The 21,943-nt window shown below is 59.7% G+C and carries 19 protein-coding genes, 1 tRNA gene and 2 rRNA genes (1 of these 22 running past the window's edge); 12 read left to right on the top strand and 10 right to left on the bottom strand.

Annotated features, from left to right (window positions below):
- The 3 genes from I6L40_RS01900 to I6L40_RS01890 all read left to right on the top strand — a co-directional run.
- Window positions 1–2,659 (top strand): 23S ribosomal RNA (locus I6L40_RS01900) (it extends 231 nt beyond the left edge of the window).
- An 81-nt stretch (window positions 2,660–2,740) separates the two neighbouring features.
- Window positions 2,741–2,855: ribosomal RNA gene (gene rrf / locus I6L40_RS01895) — 5S ribosomal RNA — on the top strand.
- A gap of 29 nt (window positions 2,856–2,884) precedes the next feature.
- Window positions 2,885–2,961, top strand: a tRNA-Asp gene (locus I6L40_RS01890).
- A gap of 273 nt (window positions 2,962–3,234) precedes the next feature.
- On the opposite strand, the gene I6L40_RS01885 is transcribed toward I6L40_RS01890, so the two are convergent.
- The gene (locus tag I6L40_RS01885) at window positions 3,235–5,811 is read right to left on the bottom strand and encodes a bifunctional acetate--CoA ligase family protein/GNAT family N-acetyltransferase (RefSeq protein WP_216994907.1); all 2,577 of its coding nucleotides are present in this window, start codon (window positions 5,809–5,811) and stop codon (window positions 3,235–3,237) included.
- Between the two features lie 73 nt (window positions 5,812–5,884).
- Complete coding sequence (locus I6L40_RS01880) at window positions 5,885–6,076, bottom strand: hypothetical protein (protein WP_019446537.1); 192 nt, start codon at window positions 6,074–6,076, stop codon at window positions 5,885–5,887.
- Window positions 6,077–6,267: 191 nt separating this feature from the next.
- Between I6L40_RS01880 and I6L40_RS01875 the strand changes: the two genes are divergently transcribed.
- Complete coding sequence (locus I6L40_RS01875; RefSeq protein ID WP_071914938.1) at window positions 6,268–7,134, top strand: hypothetical protein; 867 nt, start codon at window positions 6,268–6,270, stop codon at window positions 7,132–7,134.
- Here I6L40_RS01875 and ilvY read toward each other — a convergent pair.
- The gene (gene ilvY / locus I6L40_RS01870) at window positions 7,123–8,016 is read right to left on the bottom strand and encodes an HTH-type transcriptional activator IlvY (RefSeq protein ID WP_071914935.1); all 894 of its coding nucleotides are present in this window, start codon (window positions 8,014–8,016) and stop codon (window positions 7,123–7,125) included. The genes I6L40_RS01875 and ilvY overlap by 12 nt on opposite strands.
- A gap of 221 nt (window positions 8,017–8,237) precedes the next feature.
- On the opposite strand from ilvY, the gene ilvC reads away from it, so the two are divergent.
- Window positions 8,238–9,719: a ketol-acid reductoisomerase gene (ilvC, locus tag I6L40_RS01865; RefSeq protein ID WP_041210772.1), complete on the top strand. Its 1,482-nt coding sequence runs from the start codon at window positions 8,238–8,240 to the stop codon at window positions 9,717–9,719.
- A gap of 156 nt (window positions 9,720–9,875) precedes the next feature.
- Here ilvC and pgi read toward each other — a convergent pair whose 3' ends face one another.
- From pgi to coaBC, 5 genes are all read right to left on the bottom strand, one after another.
- The gene (gene pgi / locus I6L40_RS01860) at window positions 9,876–11,525 is read right to left on the bottom strand and encodes a glucose-6-phosphate isomerase (RefSeq protein WP_005339491.1); all 1,650 of its coding nucleotides are present in this window, start codon (window positions 11,523–11,525) and stop codon (window positions 9,876–9,878) included.
- 338 nt (window positions 11,526–11,863) lie between these two features.
- Window positions 11,864–12,700 (bottom strand): mechanosensitive ion channel domain-containing protein, encoded by an 837-nt coding sequence (locus I6L40_RS01855; protein WP_041210774.1) that lies wholly within the window; start codon window positions 12,698–12,700, stop codon window positions 11,864–11,866.
- Between the two features lie 165 nt (window positions 12,701–12,865).
- Window positions 12,866–13,462: a nucleoid occlusion factor SlmA gene (gene slmA, locus I6L40_RS01850; RefSeq protein ID WP_005339495.1), complete on the bottom strand. Its 597-nt coding sequence runs from the start codon at window positions 13,460–13,462 to the stop codon at window positions 12,866–12,868.
- A 68-nt stretch (window positions 13,463–13,530) separates the two neighbouring features.
- The gene (gene dut / locus I6L40_RS01845; protein WP_005339498.1) at window positions 13,531–13,989 is read right to left on the bottom strand and encodes a dUTP diphosphatase; all 459 of its coding nucleotides are present in this window, start codon (window positions 13,987–13,989) and stop codon (window positions 13,531–13,533) included.
- An 81-nt stretch (window positions 13,990–14,070) separates the two neighbouring features.
- Window positions 14,071–15,273 carry a bifunctional phosphopantothenoylcysteine decarboxylase/phosphopantothenate--cysteine ligase CoaBC gene (gene coaBC / locus I6L40_RS01840; RefSeq protein WP_071914933.1) on the bottom strand — a complete coding sequence of 401 codons (1,203 nt, stop codon included), beginning with the start codon at window positions 15,271–15,273 and terminating at the stop codon, window positions 14,071–14,073.
- A 148-nt stretch (window positions 15,274–15,421) separates the two neighbouring features.
- Between coaBC and radC the strand changes: the two genes are divergently transcribed.
- The 6 genes from radC to I6L40_RS01810 all read left to right on the top strand — a co-directional run bounded on the left by radC (window position 15,422) and on the right by I6L40_RS01810 (window position 19,093).
- On the top strand, window positions 15,422–16,096 hold the full coding sequence (gene radC, locus I6L40_RS01835; protein WP_033113596.1) for a DNA repair protein RadC: 675 nt from the start codon (window positions 15,422–15,424) through the stop codon (window positions 16,094–16,096).
- A gap of 136 nt (window positions 16,097–16,232) precedes the next feature.
- A complete protein-coding gene (gene rpmB, locus I6L40_RS01830; RefSeq protein WP_005307492.1) occupies window positions 16,233–16,469 on the top strand; it encodes a 50S ribosomal protein L28 in 237 nt (78 codons plus the stop codon).
- An 11-nt stretch (window positions 16,470–16,480) separates the two neighbouring features.
- Window positions 16,481–16,648, top strand: coding sequence for a 50S ribosomal protein L33 (gene rpmG / locus I6L40_RS01825; RefSeq protein WP_005307500.1), 168 nt, complete (start codon window positions 16,481–16,483; stop codon window positions 16,646–16,648).
- Between the two features lie 93 nt (window positions 16,649–16,741).
- Window positions 16,742–17,197 (top strand): hypothetical protein, encoded by a 456-nt coding sequence (locus tag I6L40_RS01820; protein WP_071914931.1) that lies wholly within the window; start codon window positions 16,742–16,744, stop codon window positions 17,195–17,197.
- A gap of 34 nt (window positions 17,198–17,231) precedes the next feature.
- The gene (gene mutM, locus I6L40_RS01815) at window positions 17,232–18,044 is read left to right on the top strand and encodes a bifunctional DNA-formamidopyrimidine glycosylase/DNA-(apurinic or apyrimidinic site) lyase (RefSeq protein ID WP_041210777.1); all 813 of its coding nucleotides are present in this window, start codon (window positions 17,232–17,234) and stop codon (window positions 18,042–18,044) included.
- Between the two features lie 176 nt (window positions 18,045–18,220).
- The gene (locus tag I6L40_RS01810; protein WP_071914929.1) at window positions 18,221–19,093 is read left to right on the top strand and encodes a VirK/YbjX family protein; all 873 of its coding nucleotides are present in this window, start codon (window positions 18,221–18,223) and stop codon (window positions 19,091–19,093) included.
- Window positions 19,094–19,166: 73 nt separating this feature from the next.
- Here I6L40_RS01810 and coaD read toward each other — a convergent pair whose 3' ends face one another.
- Entirely contained in the window at window positions 19,167–19,652 is a 486-nt protein-coding gene (gene coaD / locus I6L40_RS01805; RefSeq protein WP_071914926.1) for a pantetheine-phosphate adenylyltransferase, read from the bottom strand.
- A 134-nt stretch (window positions 19,653–19,786) separates the two neighbouring features.
- On the opposite strand from coaD, the gene I6L40_RS01800 reads away from it, so the two are divergent.
- Window positions 19,787–20,824 carry a glycosyltransferase family 9 protein gene (locus I6L40_RS01800; protein WP_071914924.1) on the top strand — a complete coding sequence of 346 codons (1,038 nt, stop codon included), beginning with the start codon at window positions 19,787–19,789 and terminating at the stop codon, window positions 20,822–20,824.
- A gap of 333 nt (window positions 20,825–21,157) precedes the next feature.
- Here the strand turns inward: I6L40_RS01800 and I6L40_RS01795 are convergent, their stop codons facing one another.
- Window positions 21,158–21,934, bottom strand: a complete 777-nt coding sequence (locus I6L40_RS01795) for a glycosyltransferase family 2 protein (protein ID WP_031227896.1) — start codon at window positions 21,932–21,934, stop codon at window positions 21,158–21,160.
- Window positions 21,935–21,943 lie beyond the last annotated feature (9 nt).

Below are 21,943 nucleotides of genomic sequence, written 5' to 3'. Positions count from 1 at the left end.
AGATTCCCTCAGTAGCGGCGAGCGAACGGGGATTAGCCCTTAAGCATCTTGGAAGTTAGTGGAACGGTCCTGGAAAGGCCGGCGATACAGGGTGATAGCCCCGTACACGAAAACAACCTTGATGTGAAATCGAGTAGGGCGGGACACGTGACATCCTGTCTGAATATGGGGGGACCATCCTCCAAGGCTAAATACTCCTGACTGACCGATAGTGAACCAGTACCGTGAGGGAAAGGCGAAAAGAACCCCTGTGAGGGGAGTGAAATAGAACCTGAAACCGTGTACGTACAAGCAGTGGGAGCCCTTCGGGGTGACTGCGTACCTTTTGTATAATGGGTCAGCGACTTACATTTTGTAGCGAGGTTAACCGTATAGGGGAGCCGTAGGGAAACCGAGTCTTAACTGGGCGTCTAGTTGCAAGGTGTAGACCCGAAACCGGGTGATCTAGCCATGGGCAGGTTGAAGGTTGAGTAACATCAACTGGAGGACCGAACCCACTAACGTTGCAAAGTTAGGGGATGACCTGTGGCTGGGGGTGAAAGGCCAATCAAACTCGGAGATAGCTGGTTCTCCCCGAAAGCTATTTAGGTAGCGCCTCGGACGAATACTACTGGGGGTAGAGCACTGTTTGGGCTAGGGGGTCATCCCGACTTACCAACCCCATGCAAACTCCGAATACCAGTAAGTACTATCCGGGAGACACACGGCGGGTGCTAACGTCCGTCGTGAAGAGGGAAACAACCCAGACCGCCGGCTAAGGTCCCAAAGTTCTGGTTAAGTGGGAAACGATGTGGGAAGGCTCAGACAGCTAGGATGTTGGCTTAGAAGCAGCCATCATTTAAAGAAAGCGTAATAGCTCACTAGTCGAGTCGGCCTGCGCGGAAGATGTAACGGGGCTCAAACCAGGCACCGAAGCCGCGGATTCACACTTATGTGTGAGTGGTAGGGGAGCGTTCTGTAAGTCTGCGAAGGTGTATCGAGAGGTATGCTGGAGATATCAGAAGTGCGAATGCTGACGTAAGTAACGATAAAGGGGGTGAAAAGCCTCCTCGCCGGAAGACCAAGGGTTCCTGTCCAACGTTAATCGGGGCAGGGTGAGTCGACCCCTAAGGCGAGGCCGAAAGGCGTAGTCGATGGGAAGCAGGTTAATATTCCTGCACGACTTGTAATTGCGATGGGGGGACGGAGAAGGCTAGGTGGGCCAGGCGACGGTTGTCCTGGTGAAAGTGCGTAGGCGGTACCTTTAGGTAAATCCGGAGGTGCAACGCTGAGACACGAGACGAACGCACTACGGTGCGGAAGCCATTGATGCCCTGCTTCCAGGAAAAGCCTCTAAGCTTCAGATTACAAGTCATCGTACCCCAAACCGACACAGGTGGTCGGGTAGAGAATACCAAGGCGCTTGAGAGAACTCGGGTGAAGGAACTAGGCAAAATAGTACCGTAACTTCGGGAGAAGGTACGCTCTTGTTGGTGAAGTCCCTTGCGGATGGAGCTGGCGGGAGTCGCAGTGACCAGATGGCTGGGACTGTTTATCAAAAACACAGCACTCTGCAAACACGAAAGTGGACGTATAGGGTGTGACACCTGCCCGGTGCCGGAAGGTTAATTGATGGGGTTAGCGCAAGCGAAGCTCTTGATCGAAGCCCCGGTAAACGGCGGCCGTAACTATAACGGTCCTAAGGTAGCGAAATTCCTTGTCGGGTAAGTTCCGACCTGCACGAATGGTGTAACCATGGCCATGCTGTCTCCACCCGAGACTCAGTGAAATCGAATTCGCCGTGAAGATGCGGTGTACCCGCGGCTAGACGGAAAGACCCCGTGAACCTTTACTACAGCTTGGCACTGAACATTGAACCTACATGTGTAGGATAGGTGGGAGGCTTTGAAGGCGTGACGCCAGTTGCGCTGGAGCCGTCCTTGAAATACCACCCTTGTATGTTTGATGTTCTAACGCAGGCCCATGAATCTGGGCCGCGGACAGTGCCTGGTGGGTAGTTTGACTGGGGCGGTCTCCTCCCAAAGAGTAACGGAGGAGCACGAAGGTTGGCTAATCCTGGTCGGACATCAGGAGGTTAGTGCAATGGCATAAGCCAGCTTAACTGCGAGACGGACAGGTCGAGCAGGTACGAAAGTAGGTCATAGTGATCCGGTGGTTCTGAATGGAAGGGCCATCGCTCAACGGATAAAAGGTACTCCGGGGATAACAGGCTGATACCGCCCAAGAGTTCATATCGACGGCGGTGTTTGGCACCTCGATGTCGGCTCATCACATCCTGGGGCTGAAGTCGGTCCCAAGGGTATGGCTGTTCGCCATTTAAAGTGGTACGCGAGCTGGGTTCAGAACGTCGTGAGACAGTTCGGTCCCTATCTGCCGTGGGCGTTGGATGATTGAAGGGAGTTGCTCCTAGTACGAGAGGACCGGAGTGAACGAACCTCTGGTGTTCGGGTTGTCACGCCAGTGGCACTGCCCGGTAGCTAAGTTCGGAATCGATAACCGCTGAAAGCATCTAAGCGGGAAGCGAGCCCTGAGATGAGTCATCCCTGACCCCTTGAGGGTCCTAAAGGGCCGTTGGAGACCACAACGTTGATAGGTGGGGTGTGTAAGCGCGGCGACGTGTTGAGCTAACCCATACTAATTACCCGTGAGGCTTAACCATACAACACCCAAGAAGTGTTCTAAGGCTTGTAGCAAATACGAACGAATTACTTACGTCAGCTTTCTCAGATTGAAGATTTTGCCTGGCGGCAATAGCGCCGTGGAACCACCTGATCCCATGCCGAACTCAGAAGTGAAACGCGGTAGCGCCGATGGTAGTGTGGCATTCGCCATGCGAGAGTAGGACACTGCCAGGCACCAAATTAGCAATAAGCTAGCCGAATGCGGAGCGGTAGTTCAGTCGGTTAGAATACCGGCCTGTCACGCCGGGGGTCGCGGGTTCGAGTCCCGTCCGCTCCGCCACTAAATAGAAGGCCTTCCCGATTGGGAAGGCCTTTTTGCTATGGATGATTTGCCCGTTGGCCGCAGCGTTGCACGCCAGAAGAGACACCAAAGCCCGGTTATCAGACCGGGCTTTGGCATTTTCAGCATCCAGAAGCCACTGAACAGTAGCTTTTGCCTGAGGGGGGGGGGCACTGGCAGGCCAGCCATTCCCTCCTTTTGGTGTGTAATCACAGTCATTTTTGAATAATTCACAACCATTTATGCTGGATTACTCGCAGCCATCCATCCCAGTCACCCTACGCCAGCGCCACAGGAAAGAGCCATATTGACCACTCCCTCTTCCATCTGGACATCAATGGTAAAGCCGAGGCGCTTGGCGAGGGTTACCATGCCGCGATTACTGGGCATGGTCATGCCGGAGAGCTGGCCAATGCCCTGTTCGCAGGCGTAGCGGATTATCTTCTCCATCATCAGTTTGCCGAGCCCCAATCCTTTCAGGTCGGAACGAACCAGAATGGCGAATTCGGCATCGCTGAGATCCGGCGTCGAGATGGCGCGCACCACCCCGAGAATCTGATCTTTGCGCTCCCCATCCTGCCCTACGGCGACAAAGGCCATTTCGCGGTCGTAATCGATCTGGGTCATGCGGGCCAACTCTTCGTGACCCAGCTCACCCACGTCGGCGAAGAAGCGTTTGTACCTGTCCTCATCGGAAACCTGCAGCACGAATTGTTTGTGAGCCGGTTCATCTTCCGGGCGAATGGGGCGCAGCAGAACATGACTCTGATCCTTGAGCCAGGCCCCTTCCTCCAGCTCGGTCGGGTAGGGGCGGATAGCCAGCCGACTGGCGGGTGGAAGTGCTGGGTCGGCCAGCGTGACGCTGGCATCCAGCACTACCATCTCGGTGCCACAGGCTTGCAGCGGATGAAGATCCAGCTCCTGTATTTGCGGGAAGGCGAGCAGCAGTTCGGATAGCTGGCAGAGCACTTGACCGAGGGCATCGATATCCAGCCGATCCGGAGTGGCATGTTCACGGATCTTGCGACTCTTGAGCGCACCGATGATCTGGTAACGGGCCAGCGCCTGATTGAGGGGCGGCAGCGCTGCAACCATCTCCTGTGGCTCCGCGCCCGATTCACCGAGCAGGATGACGGGGCCAAAGATGGCGTCTTGCTGGATACGAACCCGAAGCTCCAGACCGCCACTGCGCCGCGCCATACGCTGTACCAGCAACCCTTCAATACGGGCGCCGGGATCGTGCTGTTTCACCCTGTCCAGAATGGCATCGGCAGCCTGTGCTACTTCGGCCGAGGTACGCAGATTGAGTACCACACCGTGCACAGCAGATTTGTGCAGGATATCGGGCGAACGGAGTTTGACTGCCACCGGGTAGCCGATCTGCTCGGCTGTCAGGGTTGCCTCGATGGCGTCGGTGACGATCCAGGTGGGCAATGTTGCGAGCCCGGCTGCTTGCAAGATGGGGTGGGCGAGATGGGTATCCAGCCTCAGCTGTTTGCGCTCCTGCGCCTGGCGGATCAGCTGTTGGCAGAGCTCGATATTGAGCTGGTTGCCGTGCAGGGAGGCGGGGGTCTCCATCAGCTGCTTCTGGTTGCGGCGGTACTCCACCATGTGCATGAAGGCGGCCATGGCGCTTTCCGGGGTACGGTAGGTCGGGATGCCCGCTTCGGTAAAGAGTTTGCGCCCCTCCTGTGCCGAGTACTCGCCCGCCCAGTTGGTAAGAATATTGAAACGGCGTGCTCTGGGGTGCTGTTTCAGGTGGGCGATAAGGTGGCTGGCCAGTGGTGCACTGGGAGCTGTAAGCGAGGGGGCATGAATGATCAGGATGGCATCGATCCCCTCTTCCCCGAGCAGGTTGTCCAGCGCCTCCTGATAGGTGGCGATGGTGGCATCGCTGCCGATATCGAGCGGTGGGCGTGCCAGTTTGCCGCCCCGCTCCAGCAGCACATCCACCGCCATATTGGCCAGCCCGCGGCCATTGGAGATGATGGCGAGCCGCTCCCCCTTGAGGGTCATGGAGTGGCTGAGGGTTTCAACTGCGGCAAACAGCTCGTGGGTATCCCGTACTCGCAACATGCCGGCGCGGCGGATGGCGGCGTCATAGACGTTGTCGAGGCCGTGAGCCGGATCGTGGCGTCCGCTTTTCAGTACCAGGATCGGTTTGTTGCGCGAGGCGGCTCGCGCCGCCGAGAGAAAATGGCGGGCATCGTGCAGCTTGTCCATATAGAGCAGGATGGCGCGGGTCACGCTGTCGCGGGAGAGCTGGTCCAGCAGCTGGCCGAAGTCGATGTCGCAATGATCGCCAAGGGAGATGAAGGCAGAGAATCCCAGCTCATGCTGCTTGGCCCAGTCGAGAATGGTGGTGCTGACCGCGGCAGACTGGGAGAGAAAGGCGACTTGCCCGGGCTTGGCGGCAATCGGTGAAAAGCTGGCATTGAGCCCCTGACCGGGCAGCAGCATCCCCATGCTGTTGGGTCCGAGCAGGCGGATACCGTATTGTTTGCAGAGCCGTTTCAGCTCCTGCCGCTCATCTTGTGAAAAATCGGCGGCGAGGATGATGGCTGCGCCTGTTCCCTTCTGGCCGAGAGCCTCCAGCAGGGGGATGACCCGCTCCCGGCGAGTGCAGATGATGGCGAGATCCGGAGCCAGTGGCAGGCTGGCAATGTCGGGATAGGCCAGCACGCCGGCCACTGCCTTGCTGCGCGGGGTGACCGGCAGGATGGGCCCTTTGAAGTGGCCCGCCAGCAGGTGGCGGACGATGACATGGCCCGCTTTGTGCGGATCGGTCGAGGCGCCGATGATGGCGATTGATTGGGGTTTGAACAGCCGATCCAGACCGCTTGCGTTCATGGGCACTCCCGTCGAAAGGGGGAAGATACCAGTCTAATACCTCTTTGTTGCAGGTTCTGTGACCGGCTCCCGATCACCGTTTGTTGAGGGCGTTGGCGCGCAGGTAAAAGCGCAGCTCCCCCTGTACCCGGCGGATGGCACCGAGGTGACGCTCCTGCAGATAGATCTCCTGCTCCCTGTCCAGCAAGGTGCTGGGCAGACCCATGCTCTGCAGATACTCCTCAAACAGGGTTGATCCCTTGATCTCGACCAGATGCTGTTTCATGGTGCTCCTCCCTGATGTAGTTCGATGATGGCGAATATTCAGTCTGCGATCCCTTGCCCGGTTTGCCTATTGTCACTTCTGACATGAGACGGGACAGGAGAAGGTTCACACATCTGGCAGCGAACGCCGCATCAGGCCCTTGGCTGGCGTTATAGTATGACCAGAAGCATGGCGCTTGGATGGTGCAGGGAATGAAGCGAGTCGGATTGTGGTGCATGGTGTTGTGGCTGTGGGCGGCGGATACGTCGGCTGCCGTGCAGTCGATCCGCACCTGGAATCTGCTGCTGGAGCATCCCAACCCGGCAGTGGTGCAGTTGCTGCGGCTCTCTCTAGATCTGACGGTGCCTGAATATGGCCCCTACCAGCTGGTCTCCAGCCCGCCGATGGAACAGGGGCGGACGGTGAAAGAGCTGCACAGCGGCGAGCTGGTTCAGGTAGGAGTGTTTGCCCCCGATGAGGAGCGGGAAAGGGATCTGCTGGCGGTACACATTCCATTGGCCAAGGGGCTGCTCGGCTGGCGGGTTTGTCTGATCCGGCAGGGGGATGAGGGGCGCTTTGCCGCCATTCATTCGCTGGCCGACTGGCGCCGCTCTGGGCTCATCATCGGCCAGCACAGATCCTGGCCTGACACCCAGTTGCTGAGGGCCAACGGCCTCAATGTGATGGCGGGCAACCTCTACGAAGCGCTGTTCAACATGTTGCGCAAGCAGCGTTTCGACTGTTTTTTGCGCTCCGTCATCGAGGTCGAGGATGAGCTGAAACAGCACCCGGATCTGGCCATCGAGCCCCATCTGGTGTTTCGCTATCCGCTGGCGCTGCTCTTCTTTGTTTCGCCCAAATATCCGGAGCTGGCGCAGCGCATCGAGCTTGGCCTGCAGCGGGCGCGGCAAACTGGGGATTTTGACCGGATCTTCGAGGAGGGGTTTGGCAGCACCATCCGCCGTTTGCAGCTCGACCAGCGGCAGCGCCTCGAGCTGAACAATCCTGATCTGCCGTTGTCGAGTCGCAAGATGATGGCCGACCCGACGCTCATCTACCAGCCCGTCTCAGCGCAGTGAGTTCTGGTTCTGTGCCGTATCCCAGAAGGCGCGGATCAGCGGCTCTTCCAGTCGCTTCTTGAGCACCCCGATCCCCACATCAAATGGCTTGAAGGCGGGCTTGAGGTCGATGATCCGCACCTTGTCGCCGAGCGGGCTATGGTCGATCACCGCCGCCGGCACCAGCCCCACGCCGCACCCGAGCGCCACCATGGCAACGATCCCCTCGTTACCCGCCACTTCGGCGTAGATGTTGGGGGCGATCCCCTTGTTGCGAAACCACTGATCGCTGCGTTTGCGGGCCAGCCCCTGCTCGGAGAGGATGACCGGCAGCTGCTCCCAATCAGGTTCTCCCTGACGGAACCACTGGTTCAGTTGCGGGGCGTTGCGCGGCGCGATAAAGACCAGCGGTACCAGCTGCAGGCTGGCGAACTCCAGCTTGGCGGGCAGAGCATCGGGGCGGGCGGCGATGGCGAGATCGGCCTCATCGGCCAGGATCTTGTCCACCGCCAGCGCCGGGTCACCGGTCTCCAGCTTGATCTCCAGCTGGGGGTAGCGGCGGCGAAAGCGCTCCAGTACCTCGGGCAGCAGAAAGTAGCTGGCAGTGACCGAGCAGAAGACCCGCAGCCGCCCCTGCAGCGGTTCATCGCTGCGTTTGAGCTCCTGTTTGAGCTGACGCCACTCCTGCAACAGGCCGCCGCCAAACTCCCGCAGCTTCTCGCCGGCGGGGGTAAGCCGCACCGAGCGGTTGTCCCGCTCGAACAGCACGCAGCCGGTCTCCTGCTCCAGTCGCTGGATGGCGCGACTCAGGGTGGAGGGGCTGACCGCCATGGCATCGGCGCTCTTGCCGAAGTGGAGGGAGTCGGCGAGGTGGAGAAACAGCTCGAGATTGCGAAGGTCCATCTTTCAGCTCCTGGCGCGGCATGTGTGCCCGATATCCAGCGGTTGGCGGCTTGTTTCTGCCATCTCGCGGTACATTCAGCAGGCGATTATGAAGGGCTAACATTTCAGTTATTGCAACGTACTGTTTCGAATATATCAGTTCAGGCAATAAGTGTCCCGCGCTATAGTGGTTCAGACAACGCCGCTACCCGGCATGGAATCAATCGAACGGAGCAATCACCATGGCTAACTATTTCAACACCTTGAACCTGCGTCAGCAGTTGGCCCAGCTGGGCAAGTGTCGTTTCATGCAGCGCGAAGAGTTCGCGGACGGCTGCAACGTGCTGAAGGGCAAGAAGGTGGTGATTGTGGGCTGTGGTGCCCAGGGTCTGAATCAGGGTCTGAACATGCGCGACTCCGGGCTGGATATCTCCTACGCCCTGCGCAAGGCCGCCATCACCGAGAAACGAGCCTCCTGGCAGAAGGCTACCGACAACGGCTTCGCGGTCGGCACCTATGAAGAGCTGATCCCGACCGCCGATCTGGTGCTGAACCTGACTCCGGACAAGCAGCACTCCGACGTCGTGAAAACCGTGATGCCGCTGATGAAGCAGGGCGCCGCGCTGGGTTACTCCCACGGCTTCAACGTGGTGGAAGAGGGTCAGCAGATCCGCTCCGACATCACGGTCGTGATGGTGGCGCCCAAGTGCCCGGGCACCGAGGTGCGTGAAGAGTACAAGCGCGGTTTCGGCGTACCGACCCTGATCGCCGTTCACCCGGAGAACGATCCCAAGGGCGAAGGCATGGCCATCGCCAAGGCGTGGGCCTCTGCCACCGGCGGCGACCGTGCCGGCGTGCTGGAGTCCTCCTTCGTGGCAGAAGTGAAATCCGACCTGATGGGCGAGCAGACCATCCTCTGCGGCATGTTGCAGGCCGGTTCTCTGCTCTGCTACGACAAGCTGGTTGCCGAAGGCACAGACCCGGCCTACGCCGGCAAGCTGATCCAGTTCGGCTGGGAGACCATCACCGAAGCCCTGAAACAGGGTGGCATCAGTCTGATGATGGACCGCTTGTCCAACCCGGCCAAGCTGCGCGCCTTCGAGCTCTCCGAGCAGCTCAAGACCCTGATGCGCCCGCTGTTCGAGAAGCACATGGACGACATCATCGCCGGTGAGTTCTCCCGCGGCATGATGGCCGACTGGGCCGAAGACGATGCCAAGCTGTTCGGCTGGCGCGAAGAGACCGGCAAATCTGCCTTCGAAAACGCGCCGGCGTTTGCAGGCAAGATTGCCGAGCAGGAGTACTTCGACAATGGCGTGGTGATGGTGGCCATGGTCAAGGCGGGTGTCGAGCTGGCGTTCGAGACCATGGTGGCTTCCGGTATCTACGAGGAGTCTGCCTACTACGAATCCCTGCACGAGTTGCCGCTGATTGCCAACACCGTTGCCCGCAAGCGTCTGTACGAGATGAACGTGGTTATTTCTGACACCGCTGAGTACGGTAACTACCTGTTCGCCAACGCCGCCGTGCCCTTGCTGCGCGAGCACTTCATGCCGACCCTGAAAGCGGGCGATCTGGGTGCCAGCAAGGCGGAAGGGCAGAGCGTGGATAACCTGGCGCTGCTGGCGGCCAACGAAGCGACTCGCAACCACCCGATCGAGAAAATCGGTCAGGTACTGCGCGGTTATATGAAAGACATGAAACGCATCGCCGTCGGCGGTTAAGTCTGCATCGGGCAGGATGATGAAGGGGCGGGGATGACGATCCCCGTCGCCGGTCGGACTGGACACCCGACCGGCCAGCCAGAAAAATCAGCCTGACAGTCATAAAAAAGCCCCGCTCATCGAGCGGGGCTTTTGCATTCAGAAAGGCCGGATAAATCAGGCTTTCCACGCTTTCCAGGTGTTGATCAGACCGTTGGTGGAGCAGTCGTGGCTGGTGACAGCCTCGTTGTTGCCCAGCTCCGGCAGGATCTTGTTGGCCAGCTGTTTGCCCAGCTCCACGCCCCACTGGTCGAAGCTGAAGATGTTCCAGATTGCGCCCTGTACGAAGATCTTGTGCTCGTACATGGCGATCAGGGCACCCAGGGTTTTCGGGGTCAGGCTCTTGAACAGGATGGAGTTGGTCGGGCGGTTGCCTTCGAATACCTTGAACGGCACCAGATCCTTGACCTGCTCCAGGGTTTTGCCTGCAGCCAGGAACTCGGCTTCAACCTCTTCCTTGCTCTTGCCGAAGGCCAGCGCCTCGGTCTGGGCGAAGAAGTTGGCCAGCAGTTTCGGATGGTGGTCACCGATCGGGTTGTGGCTGATGGCCGGCGCCAGGAAGTCACAGGGGATCAGCTTGGTGCCCTGATGGATCAGCTGGTAGAAGGCGTGCTGGCCGTTGGTGCCCGGCTCACCCCAGATGATGGGGCCGGTCTGGTAGTCAACCGGCTTGCCGTTGCGATCCACGTACTTGCCGTTGGACTCCATGTTGCCCTGCTGGAAGTAAGCAGGGAAGCGGTGCATGTACTGGTCGTACGGCAGAATGGCTTCGGACTCGGCACCGTAGAAGTTGTTGTACCACAGGCCAATCAGCGCCAGCAGCACCGGCACGTTCTGCTCATAGGAGGCAGTGGCGAAGTGCATGTCCATCTCGAAGGCGCCTTGCAGCAGGGCTTCGAAGTTCTCGAAACCGACGGAGAGGGCGATGGGCATGCCGATGGCAGACCAGGAGGAGTAGCGGCCGCCAACCCAGTCCCAGAACTCGAACATGTTGTTGGTGTCGATGCCGAACTCGGCCACAGCCTTGCCGTTGGTGGAGAGGGCTGCGAAGTGCTTGGCAACGTGGGCCTTGTCACCGGCGATGTTGATGAACCAGTCGCGGGCGGTCAGGGCGTTGGTCATGGTCTCCTGGGTGGTGAAGGTCTTGGAGGCCACCAGGAACAGGGTGGTTTCCGGATCGATCTTCTTCAGGGTCTCGGCGATGTGAGTGCCATCGACGTTGGAGACGAAGTGCATCTGCAGGTGGTTTTTGTAGGGACGCAGTGCCTCGGTGATCATTACCGGGCCGAGATCGGAGCCACCGATACCGATGTTGACCACATGCTGGATCGCTTTGCCGGTGTAGCCTTTCCACTCGCCGGAGATGATCTTCTCGCAGAAGCCTTTCATCTTGGCCAGTACGGCGTTCACTTCCGGCATCACGTCCTTGCCGTCGCACTCGATGGGGCGGTCGGAGCGGTTGCGCAGGGCTACGTGCAGTACTGAGCGGCCTTCGGTCATGTTGATCTTGTCGCCATTGAACATGGCATCGATCGCGCTGCGAAGATCGGTCTCTTTGGCCAGATCAACCAGCAACTTGAGGGTTTCTTCGGTGATCAGGTTCTTCGAGTAATCAACCAGGATGTCGCCGCCGAAGGTAAGGGAAAACTTGTCAAAGCGCTTCGGGTCCTGCGCGAACAGATCCTTGAGTCGGGTCTCTTTGTTTGCAGCAAAGTGGGCTTCCAGTGCCTGCCAGGCCTGGGTTTGGGTTGGATTGATGTTTTTCATAGGATTCCTGAAATGCCAAGTTGTGTTTGAACCTTGCAGGCAAGGTCCCGCCAAACCTTATTATCCGAGCATTATAGCGAGCCGGCCGGGCGGCCCGTGTAACAGAGTTTTACCGATTGTCTTTTACCGCAATGGGGCAACCGTCGGGAGTATACAACCAGAACATCGGGATTATGAGTCACGAAAGCAAGGGGGATCTTGCGCTCGCTCATGATTGGGGCTGGCCCGCGGCTCTGAAATTGTTTTCATTCCGCCGGCCTGATTATGCAGCGGATGGCGCGCCAGAAATGACAATGCCAGCCCGAGGGCTGGCATTGTTGATTGCCGCTTTACCGCGATCACGCCTGCGGTTTTTGCATGTGCATCACCATCTGCGGGAAGGGAATTTCGATCCCTTCGGCATCAAAGGTGAGTTTCACCTTCTCGTGGAAGTCGAACCAGACACCCCAGTAGTCGCCGGTCTTGACCCACGGGCGCACCACGATATTGACCGAGGAGTCGGCCAGCGCGGCGACGGCGATGGTGGCAGCCGGATCTTTCAGGATGCGCGGCTCTTCGTTCACCAGACGCTCAAGGATCTGCTTGGCCTTGCGCAGGTCGGAGCCGTAGCCGATACCAAAGGTCATATCGACGCGGCGGGTATCCATGCGCGAGTAGTTGACGATGGTGCCGTTAAGGATGGCGGAGTTCGGTACTACCACCATCTTGTTGTCACCGGAGGTGAGGGTGGTGGTGAACAGCTGAACGGATTGCACCACGCCAGACGTGCCTGCCACTTCGATAAACTCGCCCGCCTTGATGGGGCGGAAGATGATCAGCAGGAAGCCGGCGGCAAAGTTGGAGAGCGAGCCTTGCAGCGCCAGACCGATGGCCAGACCGGCGGCACCGATGATGGCGACGAAGGAGGCGGTCTGCACCCCGACCCGGCCCAGCGCAGCGATCACCACGAACACCAGAATGGCGTACTTGAGGATGCTGCCGACGAAGTGGGTGACTGTGGTGTCGAGCTTGCGCGCCTGCATCACTTTTACCACGCCACCGCTGAGCAGATTGGCTGCGATATAGCCGACCAGCAGGGTGAGCAGGGCGGCCGCGATGTTGACGGCATACTCGATCAGCAGGCCCTGGTTATTGACCAGCCAGGTCTGCGCTTCGGTAATGATTTCGGGTTCCATAGGATGTCCTTTCGGGTGCTAAAGGTTTATGGCGCATGAATCTAACATCGCAGCGCGACAGTCCGGGTCGCATCTGGTGCTTATTTTACTGCCATAAAAAGCTGCCACAAAAAAGAAGGGAGGCCAAGGCCTCCCTTCTTCATGCTCGGTGAAAAGCGCTGCCGCTCAGCTCTGCAGCAGCTGGCTGCGGATAAACTGCCACTGATCCTCGAAGCCGGCGGTAGGCTTGAGTTTGAACTCGGAGCGGACAAACTGGCTGATGCGGCCCTCGGTATAGGCCAGCAGCAGATTGGCCAGCATGGTCTCATCGAGCTGGAAGCCCTGCCCCTCGCGCAGCCGCTTCTCCCGCAGTACCTGCTTGATCTGGGTCTCCAGCTTGTCAAACAGGATGCTGATGCGATCCCGCAGCCGGTCGTGCTCGCCCAACAGGGCATCGCCGTTGAGGATGCGGGTGATGCCGGGATTGCGCTCGGCGAACACCAGCAGTAGCTGCAGGATGTGGTGGCAGCGCGCCATGGTGTCTTTCTCTTCCGCCATGATCAGATTGACCCGTGACAGCAGGGAATCCTCGATAAAGTCGATCAGCCCTTCGAACATCCGCGCCTTGCTTGGAAAGTGTCGATAGAGGGCTGCTTCAGAGACGCCGACCTCGGCCGCCAGACGGGCCGTGGTGATGCGCTGGCCGGGACTGGTTTCCAGCATATGGGCGAGCGCCTGCAGGATCTGATCGCGCCGACTCTGTTTCTGATTACTGCTTGCCATGGATTCCCCTAAAAAAACAATGGCTTGATTCTGTTATTAGGCACCGCCCATCAGGCTGGTGTGGTCTGTTATTGGCGACCAGAAGAACCAAAACCGCCTTCACCCCGTTCGCTCTGGTTGAACTCATCGACCAGTTGGAAGCTGGCCTGAACTACCGGCATGATCACCAGCTGGGCGATGCGCTCGCCAGGTTGCATGGTGAACTCATCCTTGCCGCGGTTCCAGACCGAGACCATCAGCTGACCCTGATAGTCGGAATCGATGAGACCGACCAGGTTGCCCAGCACGATGCCGTGCTTATGGCCGAGACCGGAGCGGGGCAGAATGGTGGCACACAGACCCGGATCCTGGATGTGGATAGCCAGACCGGTCGGTACCAGAGTGGTATCGCCCGGAGCCAGAGTCAGCGGTGCATCCAGCAGAGCGCGCAGGTCCATGCCGGCAGAGCCGGGAGTAGCGTAGGCGGGCAGCGGGTACTCGGTACCGATACGGGCATCCAGAATCTTCAGTTCAATTTGTGTTGTCATGAATCGCTTTTTCAGTTGGATCTTGTGTTGGCGCCCCTCTTGGCAAGGCGGGGCGCCGTGAGTCTTGTTCTTTCGGGGCGCTTAGCGCCGATAGTGACACGCAATCAGGGCAACCAGATGACGGGCCAGCGTCAGCTTGTCGGCCAGCGGCAGAGGCGCCTGGCCCCCTTGCCAGAACACGGTCAGGGCGTTGTCATCGGCGTTGAAGCCTTGCCCCTCGCGGGATACATCGTTGGCGGCGATCATGTCCAACCGCTTACGCTGCAATTTATCGAGGGCGTATTGTTCCACATCCACGGTTTCGGCGGCAAATCCGACAGTGAAGGGTTTGTCTGAAAGGGCGCCGACGGCAGCAATGATGTCGGGGTTTTTCACCAGCTTCACCACCATCTGATCGTTGTCACCGCTCTTCTTGATCTTCTGGCTGGCAACCTGCTCGGGGCGATAGTCAGCAACCGCGGCGCAGCCGATGAAGAGGTCGCATTCGCCCACCCGGCTCATCACCGCCCGATGCATCTGCTCAGCGCTCTCGACATCGACGCGGGTGACCCCTGCCGGCGTGGCCAGCGCTACCGGACCGCTCACCAGCGTCACCTCGGCGCCCGCTTCACGAGCGGCGCGGGCGATGGCGTAGCCCATCTTGCCGGAGCTGTGGTTGCTGATGTAGCGCACCGGATCGAGGGCCTCGCGGGTCGGGCCGGCGGTCAGCAGCAGCTTGACGCCCGCCAGCAAGGGCTCGGCGGCCAGCTGCTGGCAGCAGCGCTCCACCAGTTCGAGGGGATCCAGCATCCGGCCCGGGCCTACATCGCCACAGGCCTGGCTGCCGGAGTCCGGCCCCCACAGCAGGACGCCGCGGCTGGCCAGGGTCTTGAGGTTGGCCTGGGTGGCTGCGTTGAGGTACATCTGCTGGTTCATGGCGGGCGCCAGGGCGACCGGTGCCGGGGTGGCCAGACAGAGGGTGGTGAGCAGTTCGTCGGCCATGCCGGCAGCCATGCGCGCCATCAGGTTGGCGCTGGCGGGGGCGATCAATACCAGATCGGCCCACTTGGCCAGCTCGATATGACCCATGCCCGCTTCGGCAGCCGGATCCAGCAGGCTGTCCGCCACCGGATGGCCGGAGACCGCCTGCAGGGTCAGCGGCGTGATGAACTCCTTGGCGGAGCGGGTCATCACCACCCGCACCTCGGCACCCTGATCTTTCAGACGGCGTACCAGCTCGGCACTCTTGTAGGCGGCGATCCCGCCGCTGACACCCAACAGGATGCGTTTATCGGCCAATCTCATCTGCTGTTTCTCTATCCGGCTCACTTTGACTGGTCGGCTAAGATACCACAGGCAGGGGATGACGACAGGGGTTGGCATCAAGGGGTTGTGGCGGGGAACACGCAAATATTTGCTATGTTTTTCCTCAACAGGGAGAGAGGAGAGACAAATGAGCATCAAGGAGTGGCCGGAAGATGAACGCCCCAGAGAGAAGCTGCTGCGACAGGGGCCGACGGTGCTCAGCGATGCCGAGCTGCTCGCCATCTTCCTGCGCACCGGCGTCAATGGCCTGAGTGCGGTCGATCTCTCCCGTAACCTGTTGAATCAGTTCGGATCGCTGCGCAATCTGCTGGGCGCGGATCAGCGCGCATTCTGCGAGGCACACGGCCTCGGCCCGGCCAAATATGCCCAGTTGCAGGCGGTGCTGGAGATGGCCAAACGCCATCTGGCGCAGCAGTTGCAGCGGGGCGATGCTCTCACCTCACCCCAGCTGACTCGCGACTATCTGCAGGCCCAGTTGCGGGATCGGCCGCGCGAGGTGTTTGCCCTGCTGCTGCTCGACAATCAGCACAGAGTCATTCAATTTGTTGAGCTTTTTTACGGCACAATCGATTCGGCGAGCGTCTGGCCAAGAGAAATCGTGCAGATCGCGCTCAAACATAATGCAGCCGCGGTGATTCTGGCGCATAATCACCCGTCCGGCGTCGCCGAGCCCAGTAGGGCCGACCGCCAGATCACGGATCGGATCACGGCCGCTTTGGCCCTGATCGATATCAGAGTGCTGGATCACTTGGTGATCGGTGATGGCATCACGGTTTCTTTTGCCGAGCGCGGTTGGCTATAACTGTGCTCTGGCACCGTATTAGTTGATCTTTGATCACGGATGCTGTATAAAATGCCGCCTTCTGTTTGCCCCGCAATCGAAGGCCAGCGGGGCAGATATTTGCTCGAGCAATGAAGTAAGATTTGGAGAGACTGACATGTCTAGAGTATGCCAAGTAACCGGCAAGCGCCCGGCAGTTGGTAACAACCGTTCGCACGCTAACAACGCTACCAAGCGTCGTTTCCTGCCGAACCTGCACACTCACCGTTTCTGGGTTGAGAGTGAAAAACGCTTCGTAAGCCTGCGCGTATCCGCAAAAGGCATGCGTATCATCGACAAGCGTGGCGTTGAAGTGGTTCTGGCTGAACTGCGCGCCAGCGGTGTTAAGGTATAAGGAATTAGATCATGGCTAAAGGTATTCGCGAGAAAATTCGCCTGAACTCCAGCGCCGGTACTGGTCACTTCTATACCACTACCAAAAACAAGCGCACCATGCCCGAAAAAATGGAGATCAAAAAGTTTGATCCCGTTGTTCGTCAGCATGTGATCTACAAGGAAGGCAAAATCAAGTAATTACTTGATGCTGCATTCCCAAAAACCCGGCCTTGTGCCGGGTTTTTTTATGCGCCGAATTCAGTACACTGCCGGTTCAAAGGGAGGCTTGCCATGTTCAAACTGAGCCGCAAAGGCTGGAACAATGTGATCATCGTGGTGGTACTGATCGTGATCACCCTGCTGCACCGGCTGGAACTGGCCCAGCAGGAGAACAGCGCCAAACGCGCGCGTCCACTGCTGCCGGAGGATGCGGTGGTGCTCACCTGGCAGGGGCCAAGCTGGCAGATTGAGCGGATCGGCCAGGGCTGGCGCAGCGGGCCGGATCTGGGGCTCGACAGCAATCAGCTGGCGGCCCATATCGAGCGCTGGCAGGGCTGGCTGCTGCCACCCGGCGAAGCGGTACGCGGTACCCCCGTTACCCTCAGGGTGTGGATTGCCGGGCAAAATGACCCGCAGACGATCGCCCTCTATCAGAACAGTGGCCAGTATGGTGCCCAGCTCCCCTCCGGCCTCTGGCTCTCCCTCACTGCCGAGCAGTATCGCGACCTGATGCGTCCTGCCCCCTGATTGTCCACCAGTCGACTCTGTTTGCGAGGTACCAATGCCTGAATTGCCAGAAGTAGAAGTCAGCCGGCAGGGGATCTCTCCCTGGCTTACCGGCATCAAGGTCACCCGAGTGGTGGTGCGCGATGGCCGCCTGCGCTGGCCGGTGCCCGGCGAAATTCAGGAGCTGGTGGATCTGGTGATCCATCGGGTGCGCCGCCGTGCCAAGTATCTGCTGCTGGAGACCGATTTCGGCACTGCCATCCTCCATCTGGGGATGTCCGGCAGCCTGCGGGTGCTGGATATCGGCACCCCGGCCGAGAAGCACGACCACGTGGATATCGAGCTGGAGAATGGCAAGCTGCTGCGGCTCAACGATCCGCGCCGCTTCGGTGCCCTGCTCTGGACCCGCGATCCGGCCGAGGCGCATACCCTGCTGGCCAAGCTGGGGCCGGAGCCGCTCACCGATGCCTTCAATGGTGATTACCTGCGTGAGCGTGCCAAGGGGCGCAGCACTGCCATCAAGCAGTTCCTGATGGACAATCAGGTGGTGGTCGGGGTGGGCAACATCTACGCCAACGAGGCGCTCTTTGCGGCGGGTATCCACCCCAAACGGGCAGCGGGCAATATCAGTGGCGAGCGGCTGGAGAAGCTGGTGGCCGAGATCAAGCGAGTACTGGCCGAAGCCATCAGGCAGGGCGGTACCACCCTCAAGGATTTCACCAGTGCCGACGGCAAGCCTGGCTATTTCGTGCAGCAGCTGCAGGTTTACGGCCGTGGCGGCCAGCCCTGTTTCCACTGTCAGACTTTGCTGAGTGAAGTGAAAATAGGCCAGAGAACCACGGTATTTTGCTCCCATTGCCAGCGTTAAGAGCACTTTTTCGCCGAATTTGCGGAAAGTTGTAACAGTGTATTTCCCGGCTGTTGAAGATTTGCACAGTTGTCTCTAGTATCTCGATCGTTCAGGCGGTTTGAGAAATAAAAATGACTGTTAAATCAATAGACTGGGAATATTTATCCCGGCTGGAGCGCTATTGCGCAAAATCCATGGCCTGTTACCTCTATCCAGAGGGAAGCGAGCGCCAGACCTTCAATCGCGGCAAGTTCGTGCTGCGCAGCCTGCTTTACCGCGAGCAGCTGACCCGTGTCTTTACCCTGTTTCAGGCAGAGCCGCTCAAGGCGTTGCCGGCCCGTTATCCCGAGCTGCTCGACAAGCCGATGCGTCCCTATCGCTTCGCCAGTGCCAGTGCCCGCCAGCGGGCCGAGATGCTGGAAAACCACTATCAGCTGCAGCTGAGTTGCTATCCACAGCTGGTCGAGCCGCTCTATCTGGCGGGTGGCATCGAGCTGGGGCGTTATCCCCAGAGCGATTGCCGCATCGTGCTGCGCCATGACGGCACCTTCCGCCGCGAGGCCGAGCTGGCGCTCTCCATCATCGATAGCGAGGGGTTGCGTCTCTACAGCTGCGCCTTCTCGCTGGCTGGCAGCGCCGAGCAGCTGCATCTGGTGATCGGCTCCATGCAGGGGCCGGAACCCGGAGTGGCCAACGCGCAGGATAAGGTGCGCGAGCTGACCAAGGAGGGCCAGGGGCTACGGCCCAAATCCCTGCTGGTGCAACTGGTGCAGCAGCTGGCGCTGGCGATGGGCAGCGGCGAGGTGCTGGCGGTGCGCAAACGGGCCCACGTTTTTCAGGCCAAGCGTTACAGCAGCAAGCAGAAAGCCAACCTGCAAGCCGATTACGACGAGCTGTGGCAGGAGTTTGGCGCGCAGGATGTGGATGCCAACTTTGTTGCCCTGCAGCTGCAGCCGCGCAAGCCGCTGGAGGAGATCGCCTCCAAGAAGCGGGCCATGTACCGGCGCCGTTACGAGTGGCTCGATCAGCTGGAGCTGGCGATCCGCGAGCAGTTTGCCCGCCGCTAGGCGTGCAGTGCGTTGATGCAACAAGGGCTACCCGCGGGTAGCCCTTGTTCGTTTCTGCCCATCAGGGGAGGGATTAGCGCTGCTGCTGTTTGGCGGCGATGGCCTGCGCCACCACGGGGTCGACAAACTGGCGGATGTCGCCACCGTGCAGCGCCACCTCTTTCACCAGAGTGGAGGAGATAAAGGAGTTCTCCTCGGCCGGGGTGAGGAAGACGCTCTCAAGCGTGGGCATCAGGCGGCGGTTCATGTTGGCCAGCTGGAACTCGTACTCGAAGTCGGAGACGGCGCGCAGGCCGCGGATCAGCACGTTGGCCTGATGCTCTTTGGCAAAATCGACCAGCAGCCCGGAGAAGCCGACCACCTTGACGTTGGGAAGCTGGCTGGTCACTTGCTGGACAAGCTGGACACGTTCCGCCAGATCGAACAGCGGGCGCTTGCTCGGGCTGTTGGCGACGCCGACGATCACCTCGTCAAACAGCTTGGCGGCGCGGCCGATCAGGTCGGCATGGCCATTGGTAACGGGATCAAATGTCCCGGGATAGATCACCCTGGTAGTCATCTTTGCGGTCCTGCAACCTGGAAATTTGGTCGCATTATAAGGTCGTCGCTTGAGAATAGCAGTGCATCAGGCAAGAATACGCCATCGCGCATCAAGCCTCCCTGCATTGGTGACAGGGAGCAAAGGGATTTTTTATGAAACGTATTCTGGTCGTTCGCAATGACAAGATTGGTGACTTCATGCTGGCGTGGCCGAGCTTCGCCATGCTCAAAGGCTCCATGGAGTGTCATGTGACTGCCCTGGTTCCGGCCTACACGGCCCCGCTGGCCCGGCTCTGCCCCTGGATTGACGAGGTGATCATCGATCCGGGCGTGCGAGCCGACAAGGAGCAACAGCGGGCACTGCTGGCCCGGATCAAGGCGGCGGCGTTCGACGCGTCCATCTGCCTCTTCTCCAACTCCCGCAACGCCATGCTGGTGTGGAAGGCACACATCCCTTACCGGCTGGCGCCGGCGACCAAGCTGGCGCAGGTGCTCTACAACCAGCGTCTGGTGCAGCGCCGCTCCCGCTCCCAGAAGCCGGAGTCCGAGTACAATCTGGAGCTGATCCGTCGCTTCCTGACCGATCATCAGGTCGCCGTGGTGGAGCCCAGGACTCCCTTCCTCAGTTTCGATGAGGCGAGCCTGCAGCAGGTGCGCGAGCAGCTGGCGGCCAAGCTCAAGCTCGATGCCAGCCGCCCCTGGCTGATGGTACACGCCGGCAGCGGTGGTTCGGCCAACAACCTCTCCATCGAGCAGTACGCCCGCATCATCATCAAGCTGAACCAGGCCTGCCCCGAGCTGCAGTGCGTGCTCACCGCTGGCCCTGGCGAGGAGAAGATGGCCGAACAGCTGGCGGCCGAGCTACTGGCCCACGGTGGCAACGGCTGGATCTACCGCTCCAGCGACGGTCTGCCGATGTTCTGTCAGGTGCTGGCCAACGCCGCTTTGTTTATCGCCGGCAGTACCGGCCCGCTCCATATCGCCGGGGCGCTCGACGTGCCGACCATCGGCTTCTTCCCGATGCGCCGCTCCGCCACCCCGCTGCGCTGGAAGCCCCTCAACAGCGAAGGACGTCACCTCGCCTTCAGCCCGCCCGAGGACAGCGACCATCCGGAGGATATGAGCCAGCTCGATCCCAAGGCCATGGTGCCGGAGATGGCCCGCTGGGCGGCGCCCTTCTGGCGCAAATAACCTATGTAGCAATGCAGACAGGGCCCCGCGGGGCCCTGTTTTGTATGGTGATGATCGCCGCTGATAGACCCGCAGATCGGACATTGCCCCCGACAGCCCTTTTACGCCCCTCTCAGTACCCCGCTGACACGGTTCCTGCCGGTATAAGCTGGAGTTGGGTCATGTAAGCAAAAACCATAAATTCAGCTTATAGCGATCGAGTTAACCCCTGTCGCCTCCTGTCATGGCCATTGCGCGCCCTGCAAGGGCTCCGCCCGATCTGCCACCATGCAATTCGCCCCTTGTTCCGCTGGAACAAGGGGCGAATTGACGAACTTGCGGTGGGGGACGGCGCTACTCCGGCTGCTGCGGTTGCTGGCGCACCCAGAGGTCGGCGTATTTGACGAAGGTGGAGTGGGCGGAGAGGATCGCCAGCAGCAACCCCTGCTTGCCATCGAGGAAGCCTGCCTTGAGCAGATACATCTTGATGAAGCAGCCGACGGCATGCATCAGCCCCTGACTGAGGGAGCCCTTCTTGCCGCGAGCGGTGCGCTGATCGGCCCAGGCGCGGGCATAACCGGCCGATTTGACCAGATAGTGCTCCAGATCCCGATAGGTAAAGTGGTGCAGGTCGCCGTAGAGGTTGACGATCTTCATGTTGGCGCGCACTTCCACCTTCTCGTGCACCAGCGCCTCGTTGTAGCTGGTGAGTGCCTTGGGATAGAGGCGCAGCACCCGATCCGGATACCAGCCACTGTGGCGGATAAAGCGGCCAAAGACCCAGGAGAGGCGCGGCAGCGAGTAGATGGTGTCGCTGGCCGGATTGGCCATCACGTTGGCGATGGCGGTTTTCAGCTCGGGGGTGAGTCGCTCGTCGGCATCCAGCCACAGTACCCAGTCGGACTGCACATGGGACTGGGCCAGTCGGCGCTGCTTGCCAAAACCGGGCCACTTGGCGTTGACGAAGAAACGGGCACCAAATTCGGCGGCGATGGCCGGGGTCTCGTCCTGACTGCCGGAGTCCAGAATGACGATCTCGTCCACCAGTCCGTCGAGGGAGGCGAGGCACTTGCGCAGGTTGTCGGCTTCATTCTTGACGATCAGAACGGCAGCCAGAGTCGGTTTTTTCACGAAATGGGG

Source organism: Aeromonas sp. FDAARGOS 1410 (assembly GCF_019048745.1).
GTDB lineage: Bacteria > Pseudomonadota > Gammaproteobacteria > Enterobacterales > Aeromonadaceae > Aeromonas > Aeromonas jandaei.
Note: the sequence above shows the minus strand (reverse complement) of the source record. Positions and strands in the feature narration are given on the sequence as shown.

What these genes read in the sequence shown, in the direction of transcription:
- I6L40_RS01800 (WP_071914924.1), top strand. Translation starts at nt 19,787, where the DNA reads ATGAAACGTATTCTGGTCGTTCGCAATGACAAGATTGGTGACTTCATG.
- coaBC (WP_071914933.1), bottom strand. Translation starts at nt 15,273, where the DNA reads ATGAGATTGGCCGATAAACGCATCCTGTTGGGTGTCAGCGGCGGGATC.
- coaD (WP_071914926.1), bottom strand. Translation starts at nt 19,652, where the DNA reads ATGACTACCAGGGTGATCTATCCCGGGACATTTGATCCCGTTACCAAT.
- rpmB (WP_005307492.1), top strand. Translation starts at nt 16,233, where the DNA reads ATGTCTAGAGTATGCCAAGTAACCGGCAAGCGCCCGGCAGTTGGTAAC.
- pgi (WP_005339491.1), bottom strand. Translation starts at nt 11,525, where the DNA reads ATGAAAAACATCAATCCAACCCAAACCCAGGCCTGGCAGGCACTGGAA.
- I6L40_RS01855 (WP_041210774.1), bottom strand. Translation starts at nt 12,700, where the DNA reads ATGGAACCCGAAATCATTACCGAAGCGCAGACCTGGCTGGTCAATAAC.
- I6L40_RS01880 (WP_019446537.1), bottom strand. Translation starts at nt 6,076, where the DNA reads ATGAAACAGCATCTGGTCGAGATCAAGGGATCAACCCTGTTTGAGGAG.
- I6L40_RS01875 (WP_071914938.1), top strand. Translation starts at nt 6,268, where the DNA reads ATGAAGCGAGTCGGATTGTGGTGCATGGTGTTGTGGCTGTGGGCGGCG.
- mutM (WP_041210777.1), top strand. Translation starts at nt 17,232, where the DNA reads ATGCCTGAATTGCCAGAAGTAGAAGTCAGCCGGCAGGGGATCTCTCCC.
- I6L40_RS01885 (WP_216994907.1), bottom strand. Translation starts at nt 5,811, where the DNA reads ATGAACGCAAGCGGTCTGGATCGGCTGTTCAAACCCCAATCAATCGCC.
- ilvY (WP_071914935.1), bottom strand. Translation starts at nt 8,016, where the DNA reads ATGGACCTTCGCAATCTCGAGCTGTTTCTCCACCTCGCCGACTCCCTC.
- I6L40_RS01820 (WP_071914931.1), top strand. Translation starts at nt 16,742, where the DNA reads ATGTTCAAACTGAGCCGCAAAGGCTGGAACAATGTGATCATCGTGGTG.
- slmA (WP_005339495.1), bottom strand. Translation starts at nt 13,462, where the DNA reads ATGGCAAGCAGTAATCAGAAACAGAGTCGGCGCGATCAGATCCTGCAG.
- ilvC (WP_041210772.1), top strand. Translation starts at nt 8,238, where the DNA reads ATGGCTAACTATTTCAACACCTTGAACCTGCGTCAGCAGTTGGCCCAG.
- rpmG (WP_005307500.1), top strand. Translation starts at nt 16,481, where the DNA reads ATGGCTAAAGGTATTCGCGAGAAAATTCGCCTGAACTCCAGCGCCGGT.
- I6L40_RS01810 (WP_071914929.1), top strand. Translation starts at nt 18,221, where the DNA reads ATGGCCTGTTACCTCTATCCAGAGGGAAGCGAGCGCCAGACCTTCAAT.
- dut (WP_005339498.1), bottom strand. Translation starts at nt 13,989, where the DNA reads ATGACAACACAAATTGAACTGAAGATTCTGGATGCCCGTATCGGTACC.
- radC (WP_033113596.1), top strand. Translation starts at nt 15,422, where the DNA reads ATGAGCATCAAGGAGTGGCCGGAAGATGAACGCCCCAGAGAGAAGCTG.